The following is a 21,947-nucleotide window of genomic DNA, read 5'->3' on the forward strand; positions in this document are numbered from 1 at the left end:
CGAGGGGTGGAGGACCAGCGCGGTACGGGGGGCTGGCACGGCCGGGTGCTGATCGGGTTCGACCTGGAGACGACCGGCACGGAGCCGGGCGAATCGAGGATCGTGACGGCGGCCGTGGTCGAAGTGCGCGGCGGTGCGGTGCACGAGCGGCGCGGCTGGCTGGCGGATCCGGGGATACCGATCCCCGAGGGGGCCTCGGCCATCCACGGAATCAGCACGGAACGGGCGGTCGCCGAGGGCCGCCCGGTGCGGGAGGTCGCCGACGAGGTCGCGGAGGCGCTGGTCGGACACTGGCGTGCGGGGGCCGTGGTCGTCGCCTACAACGCGGCCTTCGACCTCACGTTGCTCAGCGCCGAACTGGCCCGGCACGAACTGCCCTCGCTGGCCGAGCGGCTGGGCGGGGCGCGGACCGGTCCGGTGGTGGACCCGCTGACCATCGACCGGGCCGTGGACCGCTTCCGGCGCGGCAAGCGGACCCTGGAGGCGGTCTGTGGAGTGTACGGGGTCACCCTGGAGTCGGCGCACGACGCCGGCTCGGACGCCCTGGCCGCGGTCCAGGTGGCCCGCGCGATAGCCGAGCGGCACCCCCAGGTGGCCGAGCTGACCCCGGCCGACCTGCACGCACAGCAGGGCACCTGGCATGCCCGCTGGGCCCGGGACTTCCAGTCCTACCTGCGCCGCCAGGGCACCCCGGACGCGGTGATCGACACGGCCTGGCCCCTGCGCGACCCGCTGCCGGTCTGACCGGACCCGGCCGGACGGGCCGGTGCAGGGACCGGCGGGCCGTCAGCGGGCGAGGAACGGGATCAGCTGCGCCGTGAGTTCGGCGGGCGCGTCCATCGCGATGAGGTGGGCGGCGGTCGGGAATTCGACCAGGGTGGCGCCGGGGATCTCGTGGGCGTAGCGCCGGCCGATGTCCTGGAAGTCGGCGACGTCGAGTGCGCCGATCCCGACCAGGGCGGGTACGGCGATGCCGGACAGGTCGCCCCGGACGACGCCCTGCGCGTGCTCCCCGACGGCGTCCTGGTTCACCAGCGAGGTGCGGATCGGCTCCCGGAGCCGCTCGGCCAGTCCGGCCGCGACGTCCTCCCACGCGCGGGCCGGCCCGCGCACCCACATGTCCAGGTTCGCGGCGACGGCGGCGTCCAGGTCGCCCGAGGCCAGCGCCCGCGTCTCGGCCTCGTCGTAGGCGATCATCTCCGCGGACCAGTCGTACCCGGGCCACGGCGCGGCCAGCAGGGCCAGGGAGTGGACCCGGTCCGGGTGGGTGAGGGCGAAGTCCACGGCCACCCGGCCGCCCCAGGACGCGCCCACGAGCCGGACGCGCTCGTGCCCGAGGTGGTCCAGGAGCCGGCGCAGGTCGTCGGTCTCCCTGAACGGACCGCTCGGCGGCGCGGACTGCCCGAAGCCCCGCAGGTCGTAGCGGATGACCGAGTGCCGTTCCGCGAGAGCGGGGACGACCGCGTCCCACATGTGGTGGTCGGCGATCCCGGCGTGCACCAGCACGACGGGCGGCCCGTCGCCGGTGACGACGTAGGAGAGGTGTCCGAGGTCGTCGGAGAGTGTGATCATCCGCAGATGTTCGCAGGCCGGTGGCGTGCCCACCAGCGTCGGGGTCGCGGCCCAGGTGCATCGACGCGCGTCAGCGACCCTGCGGGTCGGGAGGATGGTGCTGTGACCGGAAGGGTTCACCGCCTCACGGCCCCCGGCACGGCACCTCGCTGCGTCGTCGGACCGTGCGAGGACGCCGGGTACGAGCTGCGGCCCTCCACCGTGCGATGCACCGCACCGCACGCCGCGAGCCGGCACGCCCATCCGGCCACAGCGCTAGAAGGCATGCCACCGCGTCCGCAGGTCGCCGTCCCTGAGCGAGGCCACGCGGCGGCGGAACTCGGCCAGGGCGCCCGGGCGGGCGGGTGCGTGCTGGGCGACCCAGGCGCAGCCGGCGGTCTCGCGGGCGCCGCGCAGGACCGCGCAGCCCTCCCAGTCGCGGACGTCCCATCCGTACACCGCCGCGAAGGCGTCGTACTCCCCGGCGGGCATCCCGTACCGGTCGTGGGACAGGGCCATCACCACCAGGTCGTGCTCGCGCAGGTCCACCGACACGGTCTCCAGGTCGACGAGGGCCGGGCCGTCCGGGCCGACGTGGACATTGCGCGGGAGGGCGTCGCCGTGGACCGGACCGGGGGGCAGGTGCGGGGACAGGCCCGCCAACGCGTCCGCGCAGGCGTCGCGGCGGGCGCGCAGGTACGCCGCGTCGGCCGGGTCGATCGCGTCCCCCGCCAGCCGCAGCCAGCGCTCCACACCCCCCAGCAGGTCCCGCGCCGGCAGGGCGAACGGCGGCTCGGGGAGCGCGTGGACGGCCCGCAGCAGCACCGCCAGGTCCTCGGGCCCCGCGGGCCGCACCGGGTCCGGGAGCCGGTGCCACAGGGTCAGCGGATGGCCGCCCACCAGCCGCGGCTTCGGCTCGGCGGCGCGGACCGCCGGGATGCCGGCGGCGGCGAACCAGTCCGCCACCATCAGTTCGCGCTCGGCCCGCTCCAGCAGCGAGGCCTCCCGGCCCACCTTGACCACGAGGGCGCCGACGGCGAACACGGCGTTCTCGCCGAGCGCGAGCAGGACGGGCTCCGCGGCCCCGCCCCGGCCGACGTCCCCGGTGAGGCCCGCCGTCGTCAGTACGTCCCTGGCCCGTGCTTCGTCCATGCCGCCGTTCTACCACCGCGTTGCGCCACCGCCCGGTCAGAGGGGGTCGCCCAGCGGGCCGTGCTCCGCCTCCAGGCTCTTCGCCCAGTGGGCGGCGAAGTCGGGCCGGGTGCCGTCGGCGTCGGTGAACCCGTACTCCCGGTACAGGCCCCACGTGGCCAGGGCCCGGCCCGACTTGGCCATGATCCGGGGGTCGGCGGCCAGCGCCGCGACCGCCCGGCCCAGGTACGCGGGGGACTCGGAGTGGGCGAAGTCCGGGTCCTGTGCCACGCCGTCGCGCCAGGTGGCCTCGGTGACGCCGAAATGGTCGAGCACGGCCTCCGAACGCAGGAAGCCCGGGGTGATAGCCACGGCGGCGACGCCGTGCGGCCTGAGCTCGGCGGCCTGCGCGAACGCCAGGCGGATCACCGCGGACTTGGCCAGGTCGTAGAAGAGCGAACCGCGGTAGCGGGCGGTGTTGCCGTCGGTCACCTCGACCACCAGGCCGCTCCCGCGCGCGACCATCAGCGGCAGCGCGAACCGGCTCGTGATCAGGTGGGTCTCCACCGCCTGGCGCAGCAGCCGCAGGCCGGTCTCCAGGTCCTGTTCCCACAGCGGGTGCTCCCAGTCGGTCAGCGGGTCTCCGCCCCACACCGAGTCGACCAGGACATCGAGCCGCCCCGCCTGTTCGGCGGCGATCCGCTCGACGAGGGCCCGGACCTCCTCCGGGCGGCTGTGGTCAGTGCGGACGGCGATGCCCAGGCCCCCCGCCGCCGTGATCCGCGCCGCCGTGTCCTCGATCGTCTCCGGACGGTCCAGGTCCGACCGCCCAGCACCGCTGCTGCTGCGCCCAGTGACGTATACGGTCGCGCCGGCGCGGCCGAGCTCCACGGCGATGCCCCGGCCGCCGCCGCGGGTGCCGCCCGCGACCAGGGCCACCTTGCCGGCCAGCGGGCGTGCGTCGGTCGTCATGATTCCTCCGGTTCGTCGGGGTGGACCGGCGCCAGACGGGGGCGCAGTACGGTGTCGAGTTCCCGCCGCAGCCGCTGCGCGAGGGTGCCCCGGCGTTCCACGGCCCAGGCCAGGCCCGCGCCGGCGGTGATCGCCTGCACGGTGCCGGCCAGGCCCGCGACGTCCGTGTCGGCACGGAGCTCGCCCGCGGCGACGGCCTCGGCCAGCAACTCCTCGATCGCCCGCCGCTGGGCGCGGTGCACGGCCAGGGCGCGTTCGTACAGCTGCGGATCGGTCAGGTCCGTGCACAGGAAGGCCAAGTGGTGGGCGAAGCTCTCCGGCGTGTCCATCCCGGCCAGGTTTTGCGACACCAGAGCCGCCAGGGCCCCGAGCGCGGACGGGTGGGCCGCGCGGGCCCGCGAGGCCAGCTCGCCCGCCTCCTCGGCGGACCGGTCGGCGAGCGCCAGCAGGAGCCCGCGCTTGGAGCCGAAGCGCTGTACGAGGGTGCCGGGCACCAGACCGACCTCGCCGGCCACGGCCGCCAGGGTGAGGCCCACGGGCCCGACCCGGCCCATGACCCGAGCCGCGGCCTGCAGGATCACCGCGTCCTCGACTCCGCGTGGGCGTGCCACGACCGGCCACCTCCTTATTAATGAATGCATGTTCATTCATTTAATCGCTTCGTGGGCCGACCTGGCAAACCCGCTGTGGCTGTGGTCGGCGGGTGGTGGCCCGCGCTGACTCGCCCGATGCTGGAGTGGTGGTTGCCGAAGAACACGTGAGCGCGGGCCGCGGCCCCAGCAGGGTGGCGCGGCACGCGATCCGCACCACCCTCAGCGCCTGCACCGCGTTCTACGCGTGCCTGTACGGGCTGGACCGGCCCGTGGCGGCGACGTACGCACTCTTCGCGGTGGTATCGATGGCGGCCCTGTCCCGCATCCCCGGCACCGGTGAACAGCGGGCCGCCGTCGTGGTCAGGACGCTGCCGGTGGCGTGCCTGCTGCTGACCGCCGGCACCTTCCTCGCCGTGCGGACCTGGACCGCCGTGGCAGGCATGCTGGTCTTCGGTTTCGCCATCGCCTTCGTGGCCGCGGCCGGCCCCCGGGCCGCCGGTGCCGCCCCCGGGTTGCAACTGCTCTACATCCTGCCGTGCTTCCCGCCCTACGCGCCCGGCACCCTCGGCGAACGGCTGGGGGGTGCGATCTTCGGCCTGGTCCTGCTCGTCCTCGCCGAGAAGTTCGTCCTACCGGAACCGCGCGGCACCACCTACCGCGAGCTCGTCGCCGGGGCGGGCGACACCGCCGCCCGCTTCGCCGCCGAGCTGGGCCGCCCGCCGTACACGCTGCCGGCGGCCGAGGTGGAGGCCGCCCGGAAGGCCGGTCAGTCCCTGCGCCCCCTCCATGTGGAGGAGGCCGAGCGCCCCGCCGGGCCCGGCCTGCGCGACCGGGCCCTCGCTCACACCGGCCTGGGGGTGCGGACCCTGCTCGGGCGGCTGGCCGGCCTGCCTCCACCGCCCCCGGGCCTGGCGCCGGCGAAGACCGGACTGGAGCTGCTGGAGGCGGTCGGTCGGTCGGCCGCCGAGACCAGTGCCCTGCTGGCCGGGACGGGCCGCGCGACCGACGGGGCCGCCGCCCTGCGGCGACTGCGGGAAGAGGTGAGGGAGGCGGCCGAGCGGGAGCCGCAGCCGGTCACCGAGGTGCGCGGCCGCCGCCGCGCGGCGCTGCTGGAGGTGGCGGACGCAGCCGTGGCCTTCGCCACCGCGGCCGAGCTGGCGGTCCGGGGCAGGCGCGCCCCGATGCCGACCGGGACGGACTCCGGCCGGTTCTGGTACGCGGGCCGGCGCGCGCCCGGCCTGTGGTGGCACCGGCTGGCGGCCCACGCAGGGCCGCGCTCCGTGCACTTCCAGAACGCCGTCCGGATCAGCCTCGCGCTCGCGGCCGCCCGTGCGGTCGCCGGCGTCGAATCGCTGCCCCACGGCTTCTGGGCGATGCTGGCCGTCCTCAGCCTGACCCGGACCACGGTCACCCAGACGAGGGCGACCGTCCGCCAAGCGCTCGCCGGAACCCTGCTCGGCGCGCTCCTCGCCGCCGGGGTCCTGGTCCTGGTCGGCGGCCACACCACCGTCTACGCCGTCGTCCTGCCGCTGGTGATGCTCGTCGCCTTCCTGGTCGGGCCGGTCCGGGGCGTGGGCTGGGCCCAGGGCATGTTCACCCTCGTGGTGTCCTTCGTCTTCGCGCAGCTGGCGCCCGTGACCTGGCGGCTGGCCGAGATCCGGCTCATGGACGTGGTCGTCGGGAGCATGATCGGCATCGTCTTCGGGCTGCTCGCCTGGCCGCGGGGAGCGCAGGCGGAGCTGCACCGCGCGGTCGCGCTGCTGCTGGCGAGGGAGGCCGAGACGGTCGAGGCGACCGCAGCCGCCGTGGCCGCCGGGAGACGGGACACCGCGCCCGACGACCGGGCGCTGAGGCTCGCGCTCTCGCTGGCGGAGTGCGCGTACGCGCAGCGCCAGAGCGAGCCGCGGGCCCCGGTGGCCGGGGCTCCGGACTGGCAGGCCGCCATGATCACCGGCCACCACGTGCTCTGGGGATCCCGGAGGCTGCTCGCCCGGGCCGGCCCGGACCTCGGGCCGGGCAACGGGGAGCGGCTCGGTGATCGGGCGGACGGGGTGGCGGCCCGGATGCGGGGTGCGGCGCGGTGGGCGGCCGCGGTGCCGCCGGAGACCGCGGCGCGCGCTGGCGGGGCCGCCGGCCGGGCGGCCGTGACGGAGGGAGTAGAGGGAGCAGCGGGACCGGAGGGAGCAGACGGTACGGGCGGTGCGGGCGGAACCAGTGGTACGGGCGGTGTGGGCGGAACCAGTGGTGCGGGCGGTGCGAGTGGTGCGGGCGGTGCGGCGCGGCGCCCGGAGGGCGTCGCCCCGGCGGAGTTCTTCGCCGCCCAGACCTGGCTCGACTCGCTCACCCTCGACGTCGAGCGCGTGCTGGCGCCCTGCCGCGCCGTCGATCCCGCCGACCCGGCCGGCCGTGACCCGTCCGCCTCCCCGGGGCCGTCCAGGACGACCTGAAAATGATTGCACGAGACGTCTCGTCTCGTTAGGGTCGGGCCATGACCTCCGCCAAGCCCGCCCACATCGCCATGTTCTCCATCGCCGCGCCCGGGCACGTGAACCCCAGCATCGAGGTGATCCGGGAGCTCGTCGCCCGCGGCCACCGGGTCAGCTACGCCATCCCCGCCTCCTTCGCCGAGCAGGTCGCCGGGACCGGTGCCACACCCGTGGTCTACACCTCCACCCTCCCCACCGAAGACGAACCGGAGGCCTGGGGCACCGAACTCATCGACCACCTGGAGACCTTCCTGAACGACGCGGTCCAGGCCCTCCCGCAGCTCGCCGCCGCCTTCGAGGGCGACGAACCAGACCTCGTCCTCCACGACATCACCGCCTACCCGGCGCCGGTGCTCGCCCACCGCTGGGGCGTCCCCGCCGTTTCGCTCTCCCCGAACCTCGTCGCCTGGGAGGGGTACGAACAGGAGGTGGCCGAGCCGATGTTCGCCGAGCTGAAGGCCTCCGAACGCGGGCAGGCCTACTACGCCGCGTTCGCGGCGTGGCTCACCGAGAACGGCCTCGGCAGCCAGGTCGACCGCTTCCAGGGCCGCCCCCGCCGCAGCCTCGTCCTCATCCCCAAGGCCCTCCAACCCCACGCCGACCGCGTCGACGAGTCCGTCCACACCTTCGTCGGAGCCTGCCAGGGCGACCGCAGCGCCGCCCAGGGCACCTGGACCAGGCCCGAGGCCGCCCGCGGCAGGAAGGTCGTCCTGGTCTCGCTCGGCTCGGCCTTCACCAAGCAGCCCGCCTTCTACCGCGCCTGCATCGACGCCTTCGCCGACCTGCCCGACTGGTACGTCGTCCTGCAGATCGGCAGGCACACCGACCAGGCGGACCTCGGTGAGATCCCCGCCAACGTGGAGGTCCACCGCTGGGTGCCCCAGCTGGACATCCTGCGCCAGGCCGACGCCTTCATCACCCACGCGGGCGCCGGCGGCAGCCAGGAGGGGCTGGCCACCGCCACCCCGATGGTCGCCGTCCCCCAGGCCGTCGACCAGTTCGGCAACGCCGACGTGTTGGCCTCCCTGGGCGTGGCCCGGCACGTCCCGATGGCCGACGCGGATGCGGCCACCCTCCGCGAGGCGGTCCTCGCTCTCGTCGCCGATCCCGCCGTCGCCGCCCGCGCCGAGGAGATCCGTGCCGGGATGGCCGCCGAGGGCGGCACACGCCGGGCCGCCGACCTCATCGAGGCGGAACTGTCGTAGGCGCACCCTAGGGTGCCCCCATGACGAAGACCACGGTGACGACGAAGTACGCGGCGCTGCTGCGCGGGATCAATGTCGGCGGCAGCAAGAAGGTCCCGATGGCGGAGCTGCGCTCCGTGATCGAAGGACTGGGGCACGGTGACGTGCAGACGTACCTGCAGAGCGGCAACGCCGTCTTCAGCAGTGCGCAGACCGATCCGGTGGCGCTCGCCCGGGAACTGGAGGCGGCCATCGAGGCCCACTTCGGCTTCCGGGTCGCGTGCCTGGTGCTCGACGGCGCGTACCTGCGCGCGGTCGAGCAGGCGTGCCCCTTCCCGGCGGCGGAGCTGGAGGGCAGGCAGCTCCACGCCACCTTCCTCTCCGAGCAGCCCGGCGCGGAGCGCTTCGCCGCGCTCGACGCGGCCGCGTTCCTCCCCGAGGAGTACCGGCTCGGCGACCGCGTCCTCTACCTCTACGCCCCTGACGGCCTGGGCCGCTCCAAGCTGGCGGAGGCCCTCGCCAGGCCAGCCGTCGTCAAGGGCATCGACGTGACCACCCGCAACTGGAACACCGTCGCCAAGCTCGTGGAGATGACCGGCGCCTGACCACGTGCCGGGTCCTCACCCGCCCGGCACCGGGGTGGCCTGGTGGTAGTACATCCGCCAGCCGGTCCCGTCCTCGGACAACCGCCAGAGCGAACTCCTGCGCGCCCGCCGCCCGCCGATCACGGTCTCGTAGGTGAGGTGCACCAACCCCGGTGCCAGTTCGACGCCCGCCAGGCCGGCCGGCTCGTACCGCGGCCCGCCGGCGCAGCCGCCCTCCAGGTCCGGCAGCGCCGCGAGCATCGCTTCCCTGTCCCACCTGCGGCCCGAGGCGCCCACCTCGACGAACTCCGGATCGAGGAGCGGATCCGTCAACGTCCTCGACGTCCGCACGCCGGGGCTCATCAACAGGATCTCGCCCGCGATCGCCATGGCCACACTGCCGCCCTCTTCATCAGCACTCATGGGGATCATCCTGGCCCCCGGCCGCCGCGCCCCGGGCCCCCGGGGGCGACGCCCGGGGCGGGGTGTGCCAGGCTCATCGGCATGCGGTACATCATCATCGGCGCGGGCGCCGTCGGCGCCACCATCGGCGGACGGCTCGCGGAGGCGGGCGGCGAGGTCGTCCTCGCCGCGCGCGGCGCACACGCGGAGGCCCTGCGCGTCGGGGGGCTGCGCCTGACGACGGCGGACGGCAGCCGGGTGCACCGGCTGCCGGTGGTCACCGGACCGGACGAGATGGGCGAACTGCGCCCGGACGACGTGCTGTTGCTGGCGGTCAAGACCCAGGACGCGGTCGCGGCGCTCGACGCGTGGGGCGACGCCGAGGTCGCGGGCGGCGGCACGGCCGCACAGCGGCTCCCGGTGCTCTGCGCGCAGAACGGCGTGGAGAGCGAGCGGCTGGCGCTGCGGCGCTTCGCGCGCGTGTACGGGGTGTGCGTCTGGCTGCCCGCCACCTTCCTGGAGCCGGGAGTGGTCTCGGCGCTGTGCACCCCGCTGACCGGCATCCTGCACCTGGGCCGGGCCGCGGGCGGCACCGACGCGCTCGCCCGGGCGGTCGCGGCCGACCTCGACCGGGCAGGCTTCGAGGCGCCGCCCGTCGAGGACGTCATGCGCTGGAAGTACGCGAAGCTGCTGGGGAACCTGGGCAACGCGATCCAGGCGACGACCGGCCCGGAGCCCGACCCGGCGAAGGCGGCGCTGCTGCTGCGGGCCGTCCGCGAGGGGAAGGCCGCCTTCGGTGCCGCCGGCATCGCCTACGCCTCGGACGCGGAGCAGTCGCAGGCCCGCGACGGGAAGGTGGACCAGCCGCCGGGCGTGCGGGGCGGGTCCTCCTGGCAGAGCCTGGCGCGCGGCACGGGCTCGGTCGAGGCGGACTACCTCAACGGGGAGATCTCGCTGCTGGGCCGTCTGCACGGGGTGCCCACCCCGGTCAACGACGTCCTGCGGCACGCGGCGAACATCTTCGCCCGCGAGGGCCTGCCGCCGGGCGCGATGTCCGTCGCGGACCTGACGGCCCTGGCCGACGAGGCCGCCGCCCGGGCGTAGCGGGCGGGGCCCTCAGGCCCTCAGGCCGTCAGCGCCGGTCGCCGCGCGGGCGCCGCGGCAGCCGCGTCGTAGCGGCGCAGCAGCAGTCGCGCCAGTTCCGGGGCGGCGCCCAGGACGTCGGCCACCACGTCGGCGCCTGCGGCCTCGGCGCCGGCCGCGATGCGGTCGGGGAGCCGGCCGGGGGCGATGACGTACGGCGCCACCGCGACCCGGGCGAAGCCCTCGGCGCGCAGGGCCCGTACGGCGTCCTCCGTACGGGGCAGAGCGGCGGAGGCGAACGCAGGCCGCACGGCGCACCAACCGGTGTGCCGCCACTCCCGCGCGATTTCAGCGATCACTGCGATCGCCTCCGGGTCCGTGGAGCCGGCGGACGCGAGCACCACCGCGGTGGTGGCCCGGTCCGCCGGGGAGAGGCCGGCTTCGGACAGCCGGCGTTCGAGAGCCTCGACGAGCAGCGGCGACGGGCCGAGGACGTCCGCCACCGAGACCGACAGGCCCGGCAGACGCGTCAGCGCGTCCGACAGCGCCGCCGGGATGTCGGCCTTCGCGTGGAAGGCCCGGGTCAGTAGCAGTGGCAGGGCCACCACGTCGCGGGCGCCTTCGGCGTGCAGCGCCGACAGCACCTGATCGACCCGCGGGGCGTTGAAGTCCAGGAAGGCCGTCTCCACCCGCAGTCCGGGGCGCAGCGCCCGCACCCGCCGGGTGAGGGCGTGCACGGTCGCGGCGTGCCGTGGGTCGCGGCTGCCGTGGGCGATGACCAGCAGTACGGACGCCACGCGGATCAGCTCCTCACCAGCAGGCCGCGGCTGCGCAGGACGTACCGCTCCAGGGGGCTGAAGATCAGCAGGTCGATGGCGATGCCGACGACGAGGATCAGGATGATCGCGAGGAACACCCCGGGCAGGTCGATGTTGTTGCGGCCGTTCTCCAGCAGCTGGCCCAGGCCCAGGCCGAGGTCGGGGGAGGAGGCGATGATCTCGGCGGCCATCAGCGAGCGCCAGGAGAACGCCCAGCCCTGCTTGAGGCCGGCCACGTAGCCCGGCAGCGCGGCCGGCATGACCACGTGCCAGGCGCCGCGCAGGCCCGTGGCACCGAGCGTGCGGCCGGCTCGCAGGAACAGCGGCGGGACCTGGTCGATACCGGAGACGAGGCCGTTGGCGATGGACGGGACGGCGCCCAGCAGGATGACCGTGAACATCATGGCGTCGTTGAGGCCGAACCAGAGCACGGCAGGCGGTACCCACGCCACGGACGGCAGGGACTGCAGGCCCTGGAGGATCGGGCCGATCGCGGCGCGCACGAACTTCACCCGGGCGACGATCAGGCCGAGTGGAGTGCCGATGGCCAGGGCCAGCAGGAAGCCGAGCAGACCACGAGACACGGAGGTCCAGATGACCTCCAGCAGGGTCCCCTTCAGCCACATGTCGGACAGGCTGTCCCACACCGCGGAGGGGGCGGGGAGCTTTGTCTCGTCGGTGAGCTTCAGGGAGACCAGGACCTGCCAGAGCACCAGGACCAGGCCGACCGCCAGGAACGGCGGCAGGGCCTTCCTGACGAGGACCTCGCGGACCGGCGTTCGGTGGGTCTGGACCGCGTCCAGGGCGTCGAGCCCGGCCTCCAGGCCCGCGAGGTCGTCCGTCTTCGCCTTCGTATCAGTGCTGGCCATGGCGGCGGATCTCCCCACGCAGGTGTTCAGTGATCTCGAGGGACAGTTCCGCGACGTCCGCGTCCTCGATGCGGCGCGGCTGCGGGATGTCCACGGTCCATTCCTTCGCGACCCGTCCCGGGCGGGAGGAGAGCAGGACCACGCGCTGGGCGAGACGGACGGCTTCGCGCACGTTGTGGGTGACGAACAGGACGGACAGCCCCGTCTCCTGCCAGATGCGGGTGAGTTCGCCGTGAAGGACGTCGCGGGTGATGGCGTCGAGGGCCGCGAACGGTTCGTCCATCAGGAGCAGGCGGCTGTCCTGGGCGAGCGCTCGGGCCAGGGCGACGCGCTGGCGCATGCCGCCGGAGAGCTCGTGCACGCGCTTGCCGTGGGCGCCGCCGAGGCGGACCAGCTCCAGCAGGCGTTCGGCCTCGGCCGTGCGGTCGGCCCGGGCGACCCCGCGCAGGCGCAGGGCGAGTTCGATGTTCTTGCCCGCGGTCAGCCACGGGAAGAGGGCGTGCTCCTGGAACATGAGCGCGGGGCGGCCGCCGGGGGTCTCGATGGCTCCCGTGGACGGCTTGTCGAGGCCGGCCACCAGGTTGAGCAGGGTGGACTTTCCGCAGCCGGACGCCCCCAGGAGGGTGACGAACTCTCCGGGAGCGACATCGAGGCTGATGTCGTCCAGGACGAGCTGCGCTCCGGCCGGGCCGGAGAAGGACTTCGAGACGTGCTCGATACGGGCGGCGTGCGCCGCCGCGTGGGCGGTGCCCTCGGCAGCCTTGGCGAGTGTCGTGGCCATGGTCGTCACCTCCTGGGTTGGCTGGACTGCGGGTTACTCGGCACCGAGGCCGGCGTCGGGGACCTCGGGCTTGCCGGCGGCCTTGAGCACCTTGTTCAGGAGCGTCAGGTCGTAGATGCCGGTCAGGTCGGGCTGCTCGATGAGGCCGGCCTTGACCGCCCACTCCGACTGGGTCCTCAGCGTCGAGGCGAGCGGATCGTCGGTGATCTCGATGCTCGGCCAGGCCGGATCGATGACCTTCGGGTCGAGCCCCCTGCCGCTGTCCGCCGCCAGCTTGGCGTTGGCGGATGCCTTCGCCTTCTCCGGGTTGGCGTTGATCCACTCGTTGGTCTTCACCGTGCCGGCGAGCGCGGCCTCGACCACGTCGGGGTGCTCCCTGAGGAACTTCTGCGACACGATGACGTTCGTGATCACGAACGTCTTCTCGGGCCACAGGTCGGTCTCGTCGAGGAGGACGGAGCCGCCGTCGGAGACCAGCTTGGAGGCCGTCGGCTCGGGCACCCAGGCGCCGTCGACGGAGCCCTGCCGGAAGGCGTCCGGGGCCACCTTGTTGTCCGTGCGGACGACCGAGACATCCCCCTTGCCGGACTCCGGGTCGACCGTCCAGCCCCTCTCGGAGATCCAGTTGAGGAACGCGACGTCCTGCGTGTTCCCCTTCTGCGGGGTGGCGATCTTCTTGCCCCTGAGGTCGTCCAGGGTCTTGACCTTGTCCGGGTTCACGACCAGCTTCACGCCACCCGACGCCGACCCGGAGATGATCCGCAGGTTCCGGCCCTTCGACTTCACGTAGGCGTTGATCGACGGCGAGGGACCGATGAAACCGATGTCGAGGGAACCGCCGTTGAGCGCCTCGATCTCGGACGGGCCGGCGTTGAAGACCTGCGGCTTGATCCTGGTGGCGCCGAGCTCCTGCTGGATCAGCCCTTCCTGGAGGCCGACCAGCGCGGTGGCGTGGGTGAGGTTCGGGAAGTACCCGATGCGCACCTCGGAAGCCGACAGCTTCCTGCCGTTGGAGGCGGCGGCGTTCGCCGTGTCGTCGCCCGTGTCCTCCGCCTGGGAGCCGTAGCCGCAGGAGGCGAGCGCGCCGATCAGGAACGGCAGGGCGGCGGCCGCGGCGAGGCCGCGGCGCAGGGTGGTACGGATGGCAGGCACGGGAGGACTTCCTCTCGGCGCGCCGTGGGTTACGGCGCGGGTCTTCGTCGGTGGAACAGCGGCGGGTACGGCTCGTGGACGACGGGAGCGCTCACCGCGCACATCGCGCCACCCCTCCCTGGCCGCTGCCGAGGGCGCCGCTGCCGATGCGGCCGCCCTCTTTCGCGAAGGTCGAGTAAGGACCGGCGGACACGGCTAGAAGTCCCAACCGTCGTCGTCCCGGACCGCGTCGGCGGCCTCGGCCTGGGAGGCGAAGGACTCGCCCGCCATGCCCGCCGCCAGGGTGGTCCCGTCGGCCGGGTCGATCAGCAGGAAGGACCCGGTGCGGCGGGAGTCGGCGTACGCGTCGAGCGCCAGGGGCTCGGCGGTGCGGACGACGACCCGCCCGATGTCGTTGGCCACCAGCTGTCCGGGGTCCGGGTGCTGGGACAGGTCGTCCAGGGTCAGCCGGGAGGGGATCTCCTTGACGATCGCCTTGACCGTGCGGGTCGTGTGCTTGATGAGCACCCGGGCGCCGACGGCCAGCGGCTGGTCGGCCACGTGGCAGACGGTCGCCACGACGTCCTGCGTGGTGGCCGGGGCGTTGGCGGACGGTGCGATCAGATCGCCGCGCGAGATGTCGATGTCGTCCTTCAGACGCACCGTCACCGACTGCGGCGCCCAGGCGATGTCCACCGGCTCGCCCAGCGCGTCGATGCCCTCGATGACCGAGGTGCGCCCGGACGGCAGGACCGTGACGGCCTCGCCGACACGCAGGACGCCGGAGGCGATCTGGCCCGCGTAGCCGCGGTAGTCGGGGTGCTCGGGGGTCTGCGGGCGGATCACGTACTGCACCGGGAAACGTGCCGGGCAGGCGGTGAGGTCGTGGCTGACCGGGACGGTCTCCAGGTGCTCCAGCACGGTGGGGCCGCCGTACCAGTCCATGTTGGCGGAGGGTTCCACGACGTTGTCCCCGGCGAGCGCCGAGATCGGGATCGCGGTGATCTCCGGGACGCCCAGGTCCGAGGCGTAGGCGGTGAATTCCTCGGCGATCGTGGCGAAGACCGATTCGGCGTAGCCGACGAGGTCCATCTTGTTGACGGCGAGGACGACGTGGGGGACGCGCAGGAGGGCGGCGACGGCGGCGTGTCGGCGGGTCTGCTCGATGACGCCGTTGCGGGCGTCGACGAGGACGACGGCGAGGTCGGCGGTGGAGGCGCCGGTGACCATGTTCCGGGTGTACTGCACGTGGCCGGGGGTGTCGGCGAGGATGAACCGGCGGCGGGCGGTGGCGAAGTAGCGGTAGGCGACGTCGATGGTGATGCCCTGCTCGCGTTCGGCGCGCAGGCCGTCGGTGAGGAGGGCGAGGTCGGGGGCGTCCTGGCCGCGTCGGGCGGAGACGGCCTCGACGGCTTCCATCTGGTCGGTCAGGACCGATTTGGAGTCGTGTAGGAGGCGGCCCACCAGGGTGGACTTGCCGTCGTCGACGGAGCCGGCGGTCGCGAAGCGCAGCAGGGTGGTCGCTGCGAGGTCGTCGAGTCCGGCGACCTGGTCGGTGGTGCTGGTCATGTCTAGAAGTACCCTTCGCGCTTGCGGTCTTCCATCGCGGCCTCGGACATCTTGTCGTCGGCGCGGGTCGCGCCCCGCTCGGTGAGGCGGGAGACGGCGATCTCGGCGATCACGGCGTCGAGTGTGGTGGCGTCGGAGTCGACGGCGCCGGTGCAGGACATGTCGCCGACGGTGCGGTAGCGGATGAGCCGGGTTTCGGTGGTCTCGTCTTCCTTGGGGCCGCCCCACTCGCCGGCGGTCAGCCACATGCCGTTGCGTCGGAAGACCTCGCGCTCGTGGGCGAAGTAGATCTCGGGCAGTTCGATGCCCTCGCGGGAGATGTACTGCCACACGTCCAGCTCGGTCCAGTTGGAGAGCGGGAAGACGCGGACGTGTTCGCCGGGGGCGTGCCGGCCGTTGTAGAGCTGCCAGAGTTCGGGGCGCTGGCGGCGGGGGTCCCACTGGGAGAACTCGTCGCGCAGGGAGAAGACGCGTTCTTTGGCGCGGGCCTTCTCCTCGTCGCGGCGGCCGCCGCCGAAGACGGCGTCGAACTTCAGGTTGTGGATGGCCTCGGTCAGCGGGACGGTCTGTAGCGGGTTGCGGGTGCCGTCGGGGCGTTCGCGCAGGGTGCCGGCGTCGATGTAGTCCTGGACGGACGCGACGTGCAGGCGCAGTCCGTGCTCGGTGACGGTTCGGTCGCGGTAGTCGAGCACCTCGGGGAAGTTGTGGCCGGTGTCGACGTGCAGCAGCGCGAAGGGCACCGGTGCCGGCGCGAACGCCTTCAGCGCCAGGTGCAGCATGACGATGGAGTCCTTGCCGCCGGAGAAGAGGATCACCGGCTTCTCGAACTCACCCGCCACCTCCCGGAAGATGTGCACGGCCTCGGATTCCAGGGCGTCCAGGTGCGACAGCGCGTAGGGCGCGTCCGTCTCCTCGTGGACGTGTGCGACGGTCGTCGTCATGCCAGACCCCTCTCGGTGAGCAGCGCGTGCAGGGCCGCAGCCGACTCCTGCACGGTCTGCGTGTGCGACTCGATACGGAGGTCCGGGGACTCCGGTGCCTCGTACGGGTCGTCGACCCCGGTCAGACCGGTGATCTCGCCCGCGGCCTGCTTGGCGTACAGGCCCTTCACGTCACGCTCGGAGCACACCTCGACCGGAGTGGCCACGTGCACTTCGAGGTACTCCGTCGCCGCGGCCGCGTGCCGCTTGCGGACGGCCTCGCGGCTGTCGGCGAACGGCGCGATCACCGGCACCAGTGCCTTGACGCCGTTGCTCGCGAGGAGTTCGGCGACGAAGCCGATCCGCTGCACGTTGGTGTGCCGGTCCTCGCGGCCGAAGCCCAGGCCGGCGGAGAGGAACTCGCGGATCTCGTCCCCGTCGAGCACCTCCACCCGGTGACCCTCGGCGCGCAGCCGCTCGGCCAGCGCGTAGGCGATGGTGGTCTTGCCCGCGCTCGGCAGCCCGGTCAGCCACACGGTGGCGCCCTGGTCGCTCACGCTCATCTGCTCTGTCTCCGTAGGTTCTTCACTGGTCGTCATCAGCCGTGCAGCCCGCACTCGGTCTTGCCCCGCCCAGCCCAGCGGCCGGACCGCGCGTCCTCGCCCTCCGCCACGCGGCGGGTGCAGGGGGCGCAGCCGACGGAGGCGTAGCCGTCCATCAGCAGCGGGTTGGTGAGTACGCCGTGCTCGGCCACGTACGCGTCCACGTCGTCCTGCGTCCACCGGGCGATCGGCGAGACCTTGACCTTCTGCCGCTTCTCGTCCCAGCCGACCACCGGGGTGTTCGCCCGGGTCGGGGACTCGTCGCGGCGCAGGCCCGTCGCCCACGCGTCGTACGCGGTCAGGCCCTCTTCCAGCGGCTTGACCTTGCGCAGCGCGCAGCACAGGTCAGGGTCCCGGTCGTGCAGCTTCGGCCCGTACTCGGCGTCCTGCTCGGCGACGCTCTGCCGCGGGGTCAGCGTGATGACGTTGACGTCCATCACCGCGTCGACCGCGTCCCGGGTGCCGATGGTCTCCTCGAAGTGGTAGCCCGTGTCGAGGAAGACCACGTCCACGCCGGGGAGGACCCGCGAGGCCAGGTGGGCGACGACCGCGTCCTCCATGGAGGAGGTCACGGCGAACTTCCCGCCGAAGGTGTCGACTGCCCAGCGCAGGATGTCCAGCGCGGAGGCGTCCTCCAGGTCGCGGCCCGCCTGCTCGGCCAGCTCCTTGAGGGTGGCCGACTTCAGCGCCGCGTTCTTGAGACTGGCATCTTGAGTGGTGGTCATATCTCGTCCCCTCCCGCTGATCCCGCTGATTCCGCAGATCCCGTTGATCCGGCTGCACCGGACCGGACGCCCCGGGCCAGCAGCCCGAGGTACTTCAGCTGGAAGGCCCGGTTGCAGGCCCGGCACTCCCACGCGCCGTGGCCCGTCTCGTGGGGGAACAGGTCCTCGTCGCCGCAGTAGGGGCAGTAGAAGGGGGCGGCCCGCTCGCTCACGAGAGGCTCTTCTCGTCCGCGCGGGCGACCCAGGCCGCGAAGCGCTCGCCGTCCTCGCGCTGCTCCTCGTAGCACGTGACGACCCGCTCGACGTAGTCGGGCAGACCGGCCGAGGTGACCTTGAGGCCGCGGACCTTGCGGCCGAAGCCGGCCTCCAGGCCGAGGGCACCGCCCAGGTGGACCTGGTAGCCCTCCACCTGGTTGCCGTCGTCGTCCAGGACCAGCTGCCCCTTGAGACCGATGTCCGCGACCTGGATGCGGGCGCAGGCGTTCGGGCAGCCGTTGATGTTGATGGTGAGCGGCTCGGCGAAGTCCGGCAGGCGGCGCTCCAGCTCGTCGATGAGCGAGGCGCCCCGCGCCTTGGTCTCGACGATGGCCAGCTTGCAGAACTCGATGCCGGTGCAGGCCATGGTGCCGCGGCGGAACGGGGACGGCTTGACCCGCAGGTCCAGCGCCTCCAGCGCCTCGACGACCGAGTCGACCTTGTCGGCCTCGATGTCGAGCACGATCATCTTCTGCTCGGCGGTGGTGCGCAGGCGGCCGGAGCCGTGCTGCTCCGCAATGTCCGCGATCTTGGTCAGGGTGGCGCCGTCCACGCGGCCCACACGGGGCGCGAAGCCGACGTAGAACTTGCCGTCGTTCTGCTCGTGGACCCCGACGTGGTCGCGCCACTGGCCGGAGGGCTGCTCGGGCGCGGGGCCGTCGGTCAGCTTCCGCTTCAGGTACTCGTCCTCCAGGACCTGGCGGAACCTGGCCGCACCCCAGTCGGCCACGAGGAACTTCAGACGGGCGCGGGTGCGCAGCCGGCGGTAGCCGTAGTCGCGGAAGATCGAGATGACGCCCTCGTACACGTCCGGGACCTCGTCGAGCGAGACCCAGGTACCCAGGCGCACACCGAGCTTGGGGTTGGTGGAGAGGCCCCCGCCGACCCAGACGTCGAAGCCGGGACCGTGCTCGGGGTGGTTCACGCCCACGAACGCGATGTCGTTGATCTCGTGCGCCACGTCGAGGAGCGGCGAACCGGAGACGGCGGACTTGAACTTGCGGGGCAGGTTGGAGAAGTCCTTGTTGCCCACGATGCGGCGGTAGATCTCGTCGATGGCGGGCGTGCCGTCGATGATCTCGTCCTGGGCGATGCCGGCGACGGGCGAGCCGAGGATCACGCGGGGCGTGTCACCGCAGGCCTCGGTGGTGGACAGGCCGACGGCCTCCAGGCGGCGCCAGATCTCCGGGACGTCCTCGATCCGGATCCAGTGGTACTGCACGTTCTGGCGGTCGGTGAGGTCGGCGGTGCCGCGTGCGAACTCCTCGGAGATCTCGCCGATGACGCGCAGCTGCTCGGTGGTCAGCCGGCCGCCGTCGATGCGGACGCGCAGCATGAAGTACTTGTCGTCCAGCTCCTCCGGCTCCAGGATCGCGGTCTTGCCGCCGTCGATCCCGGGCTTGCGCTGGGTGTAGAGACCCCACCAGCGCATGCGGCCGCGCAGGTCGTTGGGGTCGATGGAGTCGAAGCCCCGGTGGGCGTAGATCGTCTCAATGCGTGTCCGCACATTGAGACCGTCGTCGTCCTTCTTGAACTGCTCGTTGCCGTTGAGGGGCGTGTGGTGTCCGACGGCCCACTGTCCCTCGCCGCGGTGACGGCCGGTCTTGCGGCGCGCGGCGGCTGCGGCGGCGGGCGCGGGCGTTTCGGGGGTGGCGGCCATGGCGGTACGTCCTTCGTGGGCGGCTCAGGGCAGGGGCGGGTGAAGCGGGCGGGGTGGCGTGACCCCTGGTCGCTGAGCGGGTGCGGCTGATTGCCCGCGCTGTGCCGGGGTGACCGGAGAGCGGGGCGGAGTTCGGCCTTCAGGGGACTGCGATGATCGACACTTCCACGGCGACGATGCCGGGATTGCGGCGATGTGTGGCGGTTGCTGGTTCCGTCAGCACGCCGGACAGATGGCGCTGGACATGCGGCCGAGGTCGACGTGCCGCCGACTCACCAAGGCAATTCCAGCTCCATTCATGGCGGAAGCGTGTCATGGGCCGATTGGAGGAGTCCACTACTGTCCACGATTCGGACGAACTGGTCCCGCATATTGGGACGGCGTGACGGGGGTCACGCGCGGACGCGGCAGGTGGGGCCTGCGGGGCGGCGTCTGGGGCCCGCCCACGGCGTCCCGCCGGGACGAAGCGGAAGGGGCGGAAGGGGCGGGTGAGGTCTCTGGCCGTGCCGCCGCGCGCGGCGGCCCCTCCCGCGGACGGGCCGCGCGAACCGGGAGGACGGGCCGCGCGGCAGGCGCCGTGACTACGCGCCGGGCCAGGGGCCCGGGGTCGGGGTCTCTTCCTTCTGTTCCGTCTCCGTCCGGAAGACCTTGAACCCGCGGCGCTGGTAGTTGCTCATCGCCGTCGGGCCGTCCTGGCTGCAGGTGTGGACCCACACCCGGCGGGTCGCCTCGCGCTCCGGCCAGCGCGACGCGAGGTCCCAGGCCCGTTCCACGCCGACGGTCAGCAGATGCCCGCCGATGCGGCGGCCGCGGAAGTCGGGGAGCAGGCCGAAGTACATGATCTCCACCACGCCGTCGTCCTGCGGGTCGAGCTCCACGTACCCCGCCGGCGTGCCGCGGTCGTACGCCACCCAGGTCTCCACGCCCGGCCGGTCGAGCTGTGCCACCCACTGCGCGCGGGTCAGCGACAACCGGTCGGTCCAGTGGATGTCGCCGCCGACCGAGGCGTAGAGGAAGCGGCTGAACTCGGGGGAGGGGACCTCCGACCGCACGACGGATATCTCCGGGCCCGCCGGAGCCGCCGGGACGAGGTCTGCCGGAGAGGTCATCTCCAGCGACCAGGTGGTGAGTGTGAGGGTGCGCATGCAGCTCAGGGAACCATGCCGGGCCGCGTCCGGCCCAGGCGGGCCCGCACCACCGCCGGGGCCGTCGAGTGCGGGAGCAGCCGGGCCGGGTCCTCCGGGTGGATCAGCTCCACCTCCACGTCCTGCGCGAACCGGTACGGCCGGTGCGCCAGGACCCCCGCGAGGTTGCGGCGCACGCGCGACAGCTCGGCCCGGACCGTCACGGTGCGGGTCGGGTCTCCGAACAGCTCCGCCGACAGCTCCGCCGCCGTGCACCCCCGTGGGCTCTCCGCCAGCAGGTACAGCAGCTCCGCATGGCGCGGGCTCAGCTCCTGCGACCAGCTCCCGGACGCCCCGTACACCGTCGCCGACCACGCACCGGCCCGGCTGAGGTCCAGTACGACCCGGGTCGCCGCAGTGGCCGCGGCGTCCTGCGCGATCCGCAGCAGCCAGCCGCCCGGCAGCGGCTCCGCCACGCAGTCGCCCAGCTGCGGCACCCACATCCGGCCCGGCGCGAAGTCCTTCGGCAGCGGGATCCGGTCCACCGGGGCCAGCCCCGTCACCGCGGCCGTCCAGCCGTGCAGGTCCACGGCCAGCGCCCGTCCCGGCAGCCCGGCCAGCAGCGGGGCCGCCACCGTCCGCAGCCGCTCCAGCGACTCCAGGTGCCGGATCCGCAGCTCCCGCTCCGCCAGCCGGGCCACCGAGCTCACCCAGGCCAGCGTCGCCGGGTGCATGGTGGCCAGTGGCCCGCTGACGTCGACCACGCCCAGCAGCCGCCCGTCCCGCGGGTCCCGCACGGGCGCCCCCGCGCAGGTCCAGTCGTGGTGGCTGGAGACGAAGTGCTCCGCCGAGAACACCTGCACCGGCCGCCGGGTCACCAGGGCGGTCCCCACCCCGTTCGTACCGACCACGGCCTCGTCCCAGTCCGCCCCGACCGTGAAACCGAGTCGGTCGGCCTTGCGCAGGATGGAGCTGTGCCCCTCCCGCCACAGCAGCCGCCCGTCCACGTCCGCGACGACCATGATGTGGAGCGCCCCGTCGAGCGCGGGCAGCAGCCCTTCCCGCAACACGGGCAGGACCTCCCGCAGCGGGGAGACGGTGCGCCGCTCCTCCGTCTCGCAGTCCGACAGCATCCGCGAGCGCGCGTCCCGGTCCGGGTGCACGCCGCCGGCCAGCATCCGGCGCCAGGACTCCGCGATCTCCGGGCGGGGCACGGCCGGCGGGCGGTCGCCGGCGAGCGCGGCCGCGCGCACCCCCTTGAGCAGCCGGGTGGCCTCCCGAGGGTGCATGGCCGAGATGCGTGCCACATCGACCGTCATGTCTGTGCTGTCGGCCACCTGAACCTCCCCGTGCGAACAGGACGTACGACGCCGGCCGCCCGGAGGTCCGCAGGTGCCGGGGGGCCGCTTCCCCCGGCACGTCCGGCGGGCGGCTGCCGACTCAAAGGTTGCAACGGTATGCAACTCTCGCCAAGTCCCGATCGTCCGACCGAAAATGTCCGGACGCC

At 73.3% G+C, this 21,947-nt stretch carries 22 protein-coding genes and 1 pseudogene; 5 read left to right on the forward strand and 18 right to left on the reverse strand.

What is annotated here, in order from left to right:
• Window positions 1-6 precede the first annotated feature (6 nt).
• Window positions 7-744, forward strand: a complete 738-nt coding sequence (locus R4Z63_RS25930; RefSeq protein ID WP_037915380.1) for a 3'-5' exonuclease — start codon at window positions 7-9, stop codon at window positions 742-744.
• Between the two features lie 42 nt (window positions 745-786).
• On the opposite strand, the gene R4Z63_RS25935 is transcribed toward R4Z63_RS25930, so the two are convergent.
• From R4Z63_RS25935 to R4Z63_RS25950, 4 genes are all read right to left on the reverse strand, one after another.
• Window positions 787-1,572, reverse strand: coding sequence for an alpha/beta fold hydrolase (locus tag R4Z63_RS25935; RefSeq protein WP_384451279.1), 786 nt, complete (start codon window positions 1,570-1,572; stop codon window positions 787-789).
• 255 nt (window positions 1,573-1,827) lie between these two features.
• Window positions 1,828-2,703 carry an aminoglycoside phosphotransferase family protein gene (locus R4Z63_RS25940; RefSeq protein ID WP_037915386.1) on the reverse strand — a complete coding sequence of 292 codons (876 nt, stop codon included), beginning with the start codon at window positions 2,701-2,703 and terminating at the stop codon, window positions 1,828-1,830.
• Window positions 2,704-2,739: 36 nt separating this feature from the next.
• Complete coding sequence (locus R4Z63_RS25945; RefSeq protein WP_037915389.1) at window positions 2,740-3,654, reverse strand: SDR family oxidoreductase; 915 nt, start codon at window positions 3,652-3,654, stop codon at window positions 2,740-2,742.
• Complete coding sequence (locus R4Z63_RS25950; protein WP_236647427.1) at window positions 3,651-4,265, reverse strand: TetR/AcrR family transcriptional regulator; 615 nt, start codon at window positions 4,263-4,265, stop codon at window positions 3,651-3,653. Before R4Z63_RS25950 ends, R4Z63_RS25945 begins: the two co-directional genes overlap by 4 nt.
• A 128-nt stretch (window positions 4,266-4,393) precedes the next feature.
• Between R4Z63_RS25950 and R4Z63_RS25955 the strand changes: the two genes are divergently transcribed.
• The 3 genes and pseudogenes from R4Z63_RS25955 to R4Z63_RS25965 all read left to right on the forward strand — a co-directional run bounded on the left by R4Z63_RS25955 (window position 4,394) and on the right by R4Z63_RS25965 (window position 8,522).
• Window positions 4,394-6,694 (forward strand): FUSC family protein, encoded by a 2,301-nt coding sequence (locus tag R4Z63_RS25955; RefSeq protein ID WP_384451275.1) that lies wholly within the window; start codon window positions 4,394-4,396, stop codon window positions 6,692-6,694.
• A gap of 6 nt (window positions 6,695-6,700) precedes the next feature.
• Window positions 6,701-7,938: pseudogene (mgt, locus tag R4Z63_RS25960) on the forward strand (macrolide-inactivating glycosyltransferase).
• A 20-nt stretch (window positions 7,939-7,958) separates the two neighbouring features.
• On the forward strand, window positions 7,959-8,522 hold the full coding sequence (locus R4Z63_RS25965) for a DUF1697 domain-containing protein (RefSeq protein WP_384451272.1): 564 nt from the start codon (window positions 7,959-7,961) through the stop codon (window positions 8,520-8,522).
• Between the two features lie 15 nt (window positions 8,523-8,537).
• Here the strand turns inward: R4Z63_RS25965 and R4Z63_RS25970 are convergent, their stop codons facing one another.
• Window positions 8,538-8,924 (reverse strand): nuclear transport factor 2 family protein, encoded by a 387-nt coding sequence (locus R4Z63_RS25970; protein WP_384451269.1) that lies wholly within the window; start codon window positions 8,922-8,924, stop codon window positions 8,538-8,540.
• A gap of 81 nt (window positions 8,925-9,005) precedes the next feature.
• Here R4Z63_RS25970 and R4Z63_RS25975 point away from each other — a divergent pair, with 81 nt between their 5' ends.
• A complete protein-coding gene (locus tag R4Z63_RS25975) occupies window positions 9,006-10,007 on the forward strand; it encodes a ketopantoate reductase family protein (protein WP_037915403.1) in 1,002 nt (333 codons plus the stop codon).
• A gap of 20 nt (window positions 10,008-10,027) precedes the next feature.
• Here R4Z63_RS25975 and R4Z63_RS25980 read toward each other — a convergent pair whose 3' ends face one another.
• From R4Z63_RS25980 to R4Z63_RS26040, 13 genes are all read right to left on the reverse strand, one after another.
• On the reverse strand, window positions 10,028-10,783 hold the full coding sequence (locus R4Z63_RS25980; RefSeq protein ID WP_037915408.1) for a sirohydrochlorin chelatase: 756 nt from the start codon (window positions 10,781-10,783) through the stop codon (window positions 10,028-10,030).
• A gap of 5 nt (window positions 10,784-10,788) precedes the next feature.
• A complete protein-coding gene (locus R4Z63_RS25985) occupies window positions 10,789-11,673 on the reverse strand; it encodes an ABC transporter permease (RefSeq protein ID WP_037915410.1) in 885 nt (294 codons plus the stop codon).
• Window positions 11,660-12,454, reverse strand: coding sequence for an ABC transporter ATP-binding protein (locus tag R4Z63_RS25990; protein WP_384451264.1), 795 nt, complete (start codon window positions 12,452-12,454; stop codon window positions 11,660-11,662). The genes R4Z63_RS25985 and R4Z63_RS25990 overlap by 14 nt, the downstream gene beginning before the upstream one ends.
• Before the next feature lie 33 nt (window positions 12,455-12,487).
• The gene (locus R4Z63_RS25995) at window positions 12,488-13,606 is read right to left on the reverse strand and encodes an aliphatic sulfonate ABC transporter substrate-binding protein (protein WP_384451261.1); all 1,119 of its coding nucleotides are present in this window, start codon (window positions 13,604-13,606) and stop codon (window positions 12,488-12,490) included.
• Window positions 13,607-13,801: 195 nt separating this feature from the next.
• A complete protein-coding gene (locus R4Z63_RS26000) occupies window positions 13,802-15,154 on the reverse strand; it encodes a sulfate adenylyltransferase subunit 1 (protein WP_384451258.1) in 1,353 nt (450 codons plus the stop codon).
• Between the two features lie 2 nt (window positions 15,155-15,156).
• The gene (cysD, locus tag R4Z63_RS26005; protein WP_384451255.1) at window positions 15,157-16,095 is read right to left on the reverse strand and encodes a sulfate adenylyltransferase subunit CysD; all 939 of its coding nucleotides are present in this window, start codon (window positions 16,093-16,095) and stop codon (window positions 15,157-15,159) included.
• Window positions 16,092-16,637, reverse strand: a complete 546-nt coding sequence (gene cysC, locus R4Z63_RS26010; protein ID WP_037915427.1) for an adenylyl-sulfate kinase — start codon at window positions 16,635-16,637, stop codon at window positions 16,092-16,094. The genes cysD and cysC overlap by 4 nt, the downstream gene beginning before the upstream one ends.
• Before the next feature lie 35 nt (window positions 16,638-16,672).
• Window positions 16,673-17,401: a phosphoadenylyl-sulfate reductase gene (locus tag R4Z63_RS26015; protein WP_037915431.1), complete on the reverse strand. Its 729-nt coding sequence runs from the start codon at window positions 17,399-17,401 to the stop codon at window positions 16,673-16,675.
• Window positions 17,398-17,613 (reverse strand): hypothetical protein, encoded by a 216-nt coding sequence (locus tag R4Z63_RS26020; protein WP_078555752.1) that lies wholly within the window; start codon window positions 17,611-17,613, stop codon window positions 17,398-17,400. The genes R4Z63_RS26015 and R4Z63_RS26020 overlap by 4 nt, the downstream gene beginning before the upstream one ends.
• Complete coding sequence (locus R4Z63_RS26025) at window positions 17,610-19,316, reverse strand: nitrite/sulfite reductase (RefSeq protein ID WP_037915434.1); 1,707 nt, start codon at window positions 19,314-19,316, stop codon at window positions 17,610-17,612. Before R4Z63_RS26025 ends, R4Z63_RS26020 begins: the two co-directional genes overlap by 4 nt.
• A gap of 139 nt (window positions 19,317-19,455) precedes the next feature.
• Window positions 19,456-19,632 carry a hypothetical protein gene (locus R4Z63_RS26030; RefSeq protein WP_491522599.1) on the reverse strand — a complete coding sequence of 59 codons (177 nt, stop codon included), beginning with the start codon at window positions 19,630-19,632 and terminating at the stop codon, window positions 19,456-19,458.
• A 265-nt stretch (window positions 19,633-19,897) separates the two neighbouring features.
• On the reverse strand, window positions 19,898-20,461 hold the full coding sequence (locus R4Z63_RS26035; protein ID WP_037915436.1) for a GNAT family N-acetyltransferase: 564 nt from the start codon (window positions 20,459-20,461) through the stop codon (window positions 19,898-19,900).
• A gap of 5 nt (window positions 20,462-20,466) precedes the next feature.
• A complete protein-coding gene (locus R4Z63_RS26040; protein ID WP_384451350.1) occupies window positions 20,467-21,759 on the reverse strand; it encodes a GAF domain-containing protein in 1,293 nt (430 codons plus the stop codon).
• Window positions 21,760-21,947 lie beyond the last annotated feature (188 nt).

Source organism: Streptomyces sp. PL-29, assembly GCF_058344425.1.

What these genes read in the sequence shown, in the direction of transcription:
- R4Z63_RS25935 (WP_384451279.1), bottom strand. Translation starts at nt 1,572, where the DNA reads ATGATCACACTCTCCGACGACCTCGGACACCTCTCCTACGTCGTCACC.
- R4Z63_RS25940 (WP_037915386.1), bottom strand. Translation starts at nt 2,703, where the DNA reads ATGGACGAAGCACGGGCCAGGGACGTACTGACGACGGCGGGCCTCACC.
- R4Z63_RS25945 (WP_037915389.1), bottom strand. Translation starts at nt 3,654, where the DNA reads ATGACGACCGACGCACGCCCGCTGGCCGGCAAGGTGGCCCTGGTCGCG.
- R4Z63_RS25965 (WP_384451272.1), top strand. Translation starts at nt 7,959, where the DNA reads ATGACGAAGACCACGGTGACGACGAAGTACGCGGCGCTGCTGCGCGGG.
- R4Z63_RS25970 (WP_384451269.1), bottom strand. Translation starts at nt 8,924, where the DNA reads ATGAGTGCTGATGAAGAGGGCGGCAGTGTGGCCATGGCGATCGCGGGC.
- R4Z63_RS25975 (WP_037915403.1), top strand. Translation starts at nt 9,006, where the DNA reads ATGCGGTACATCATCATCGGCGCGGGCGCCGTCGGCGCCACCATCGGC.
- R4Z63_RS25985 (WP_037915410.1), bottom strand. Translation starts at nt 11,673, where the DNA reads ATGGCCAGCACTGATACGAAGGCGAAGACGGACGACCTCGCGGGCCTG.
- R4Z63_RS25990 (WP_384451264.1), bottom strand. Translation starts at nt 12,454, where the DNA reads ATGGCCACGACACTCGCCAAGGCTGCCGAGGGCACCGCCCACGCGGCG.
- R4Z63_RS26000 (WP_384451258.1), bottom strand. Translation starts at nt 15,154, where the DNA reads ATGACCAGCACCACCGACCAGGTCGCCGGACTCGACGACCTCGCAGCG.
- cysD (WP_384451255.1), bottom strand. Translation starts at nt 16,095, where the DNA reads ATGACGACGACCGTCGCACACGTCCACGAGGAGACGGACGCGCCCTAC.
- cysC (WP_037915427.1), bottom strand. Translation starts at nt 16,637, where the DNA reads ATGAGCGTGAGCGACCAGGGCGCCACCGTGTGGCTGACCGGGCTGCCG.
- R4Z63_RS26015 (WP_037915431.1), bottom strand. Translation starts at nt 17,401, where the DNA reads ATGACCACCACTCAAGATGCCAGTCTCAAGAACGCGGCGCTGAAGTCG.
- R4Z63_RS26025 (WP_037915434.1), bottom strand. Translation starts at nt 19,316, where the DNA reads ATGGCCGCCACCCCCGAAACGCCCGCGCCCGCCGCCGCAGCCGCCGCG.
- R4Z63_RS26030 (WP_491522599.1), bottom strand. Translation starts at nt 19,632, where the DNA reads ATGACACGCTTCCGCCATGAATGGAGCTGGAATTGCCTTGGTGAGTCG.
- R4Z63_RS26035 (WP_037915436.1), bottom strand. Translation starts at nt 20,461, where the DNA reads ATGCGCACCCTCACACTCACCACCTGGTCGCTGGAGATGACCTCTCCG.
- R4Z63_RS26040 (WP_384451350.1), bottom strand. Translation starts at nt 21,759, where the DNA reads ATGACGGTCGATGTGGCACGCATCTCGGCCATGCACCCTCGGGAGGCC.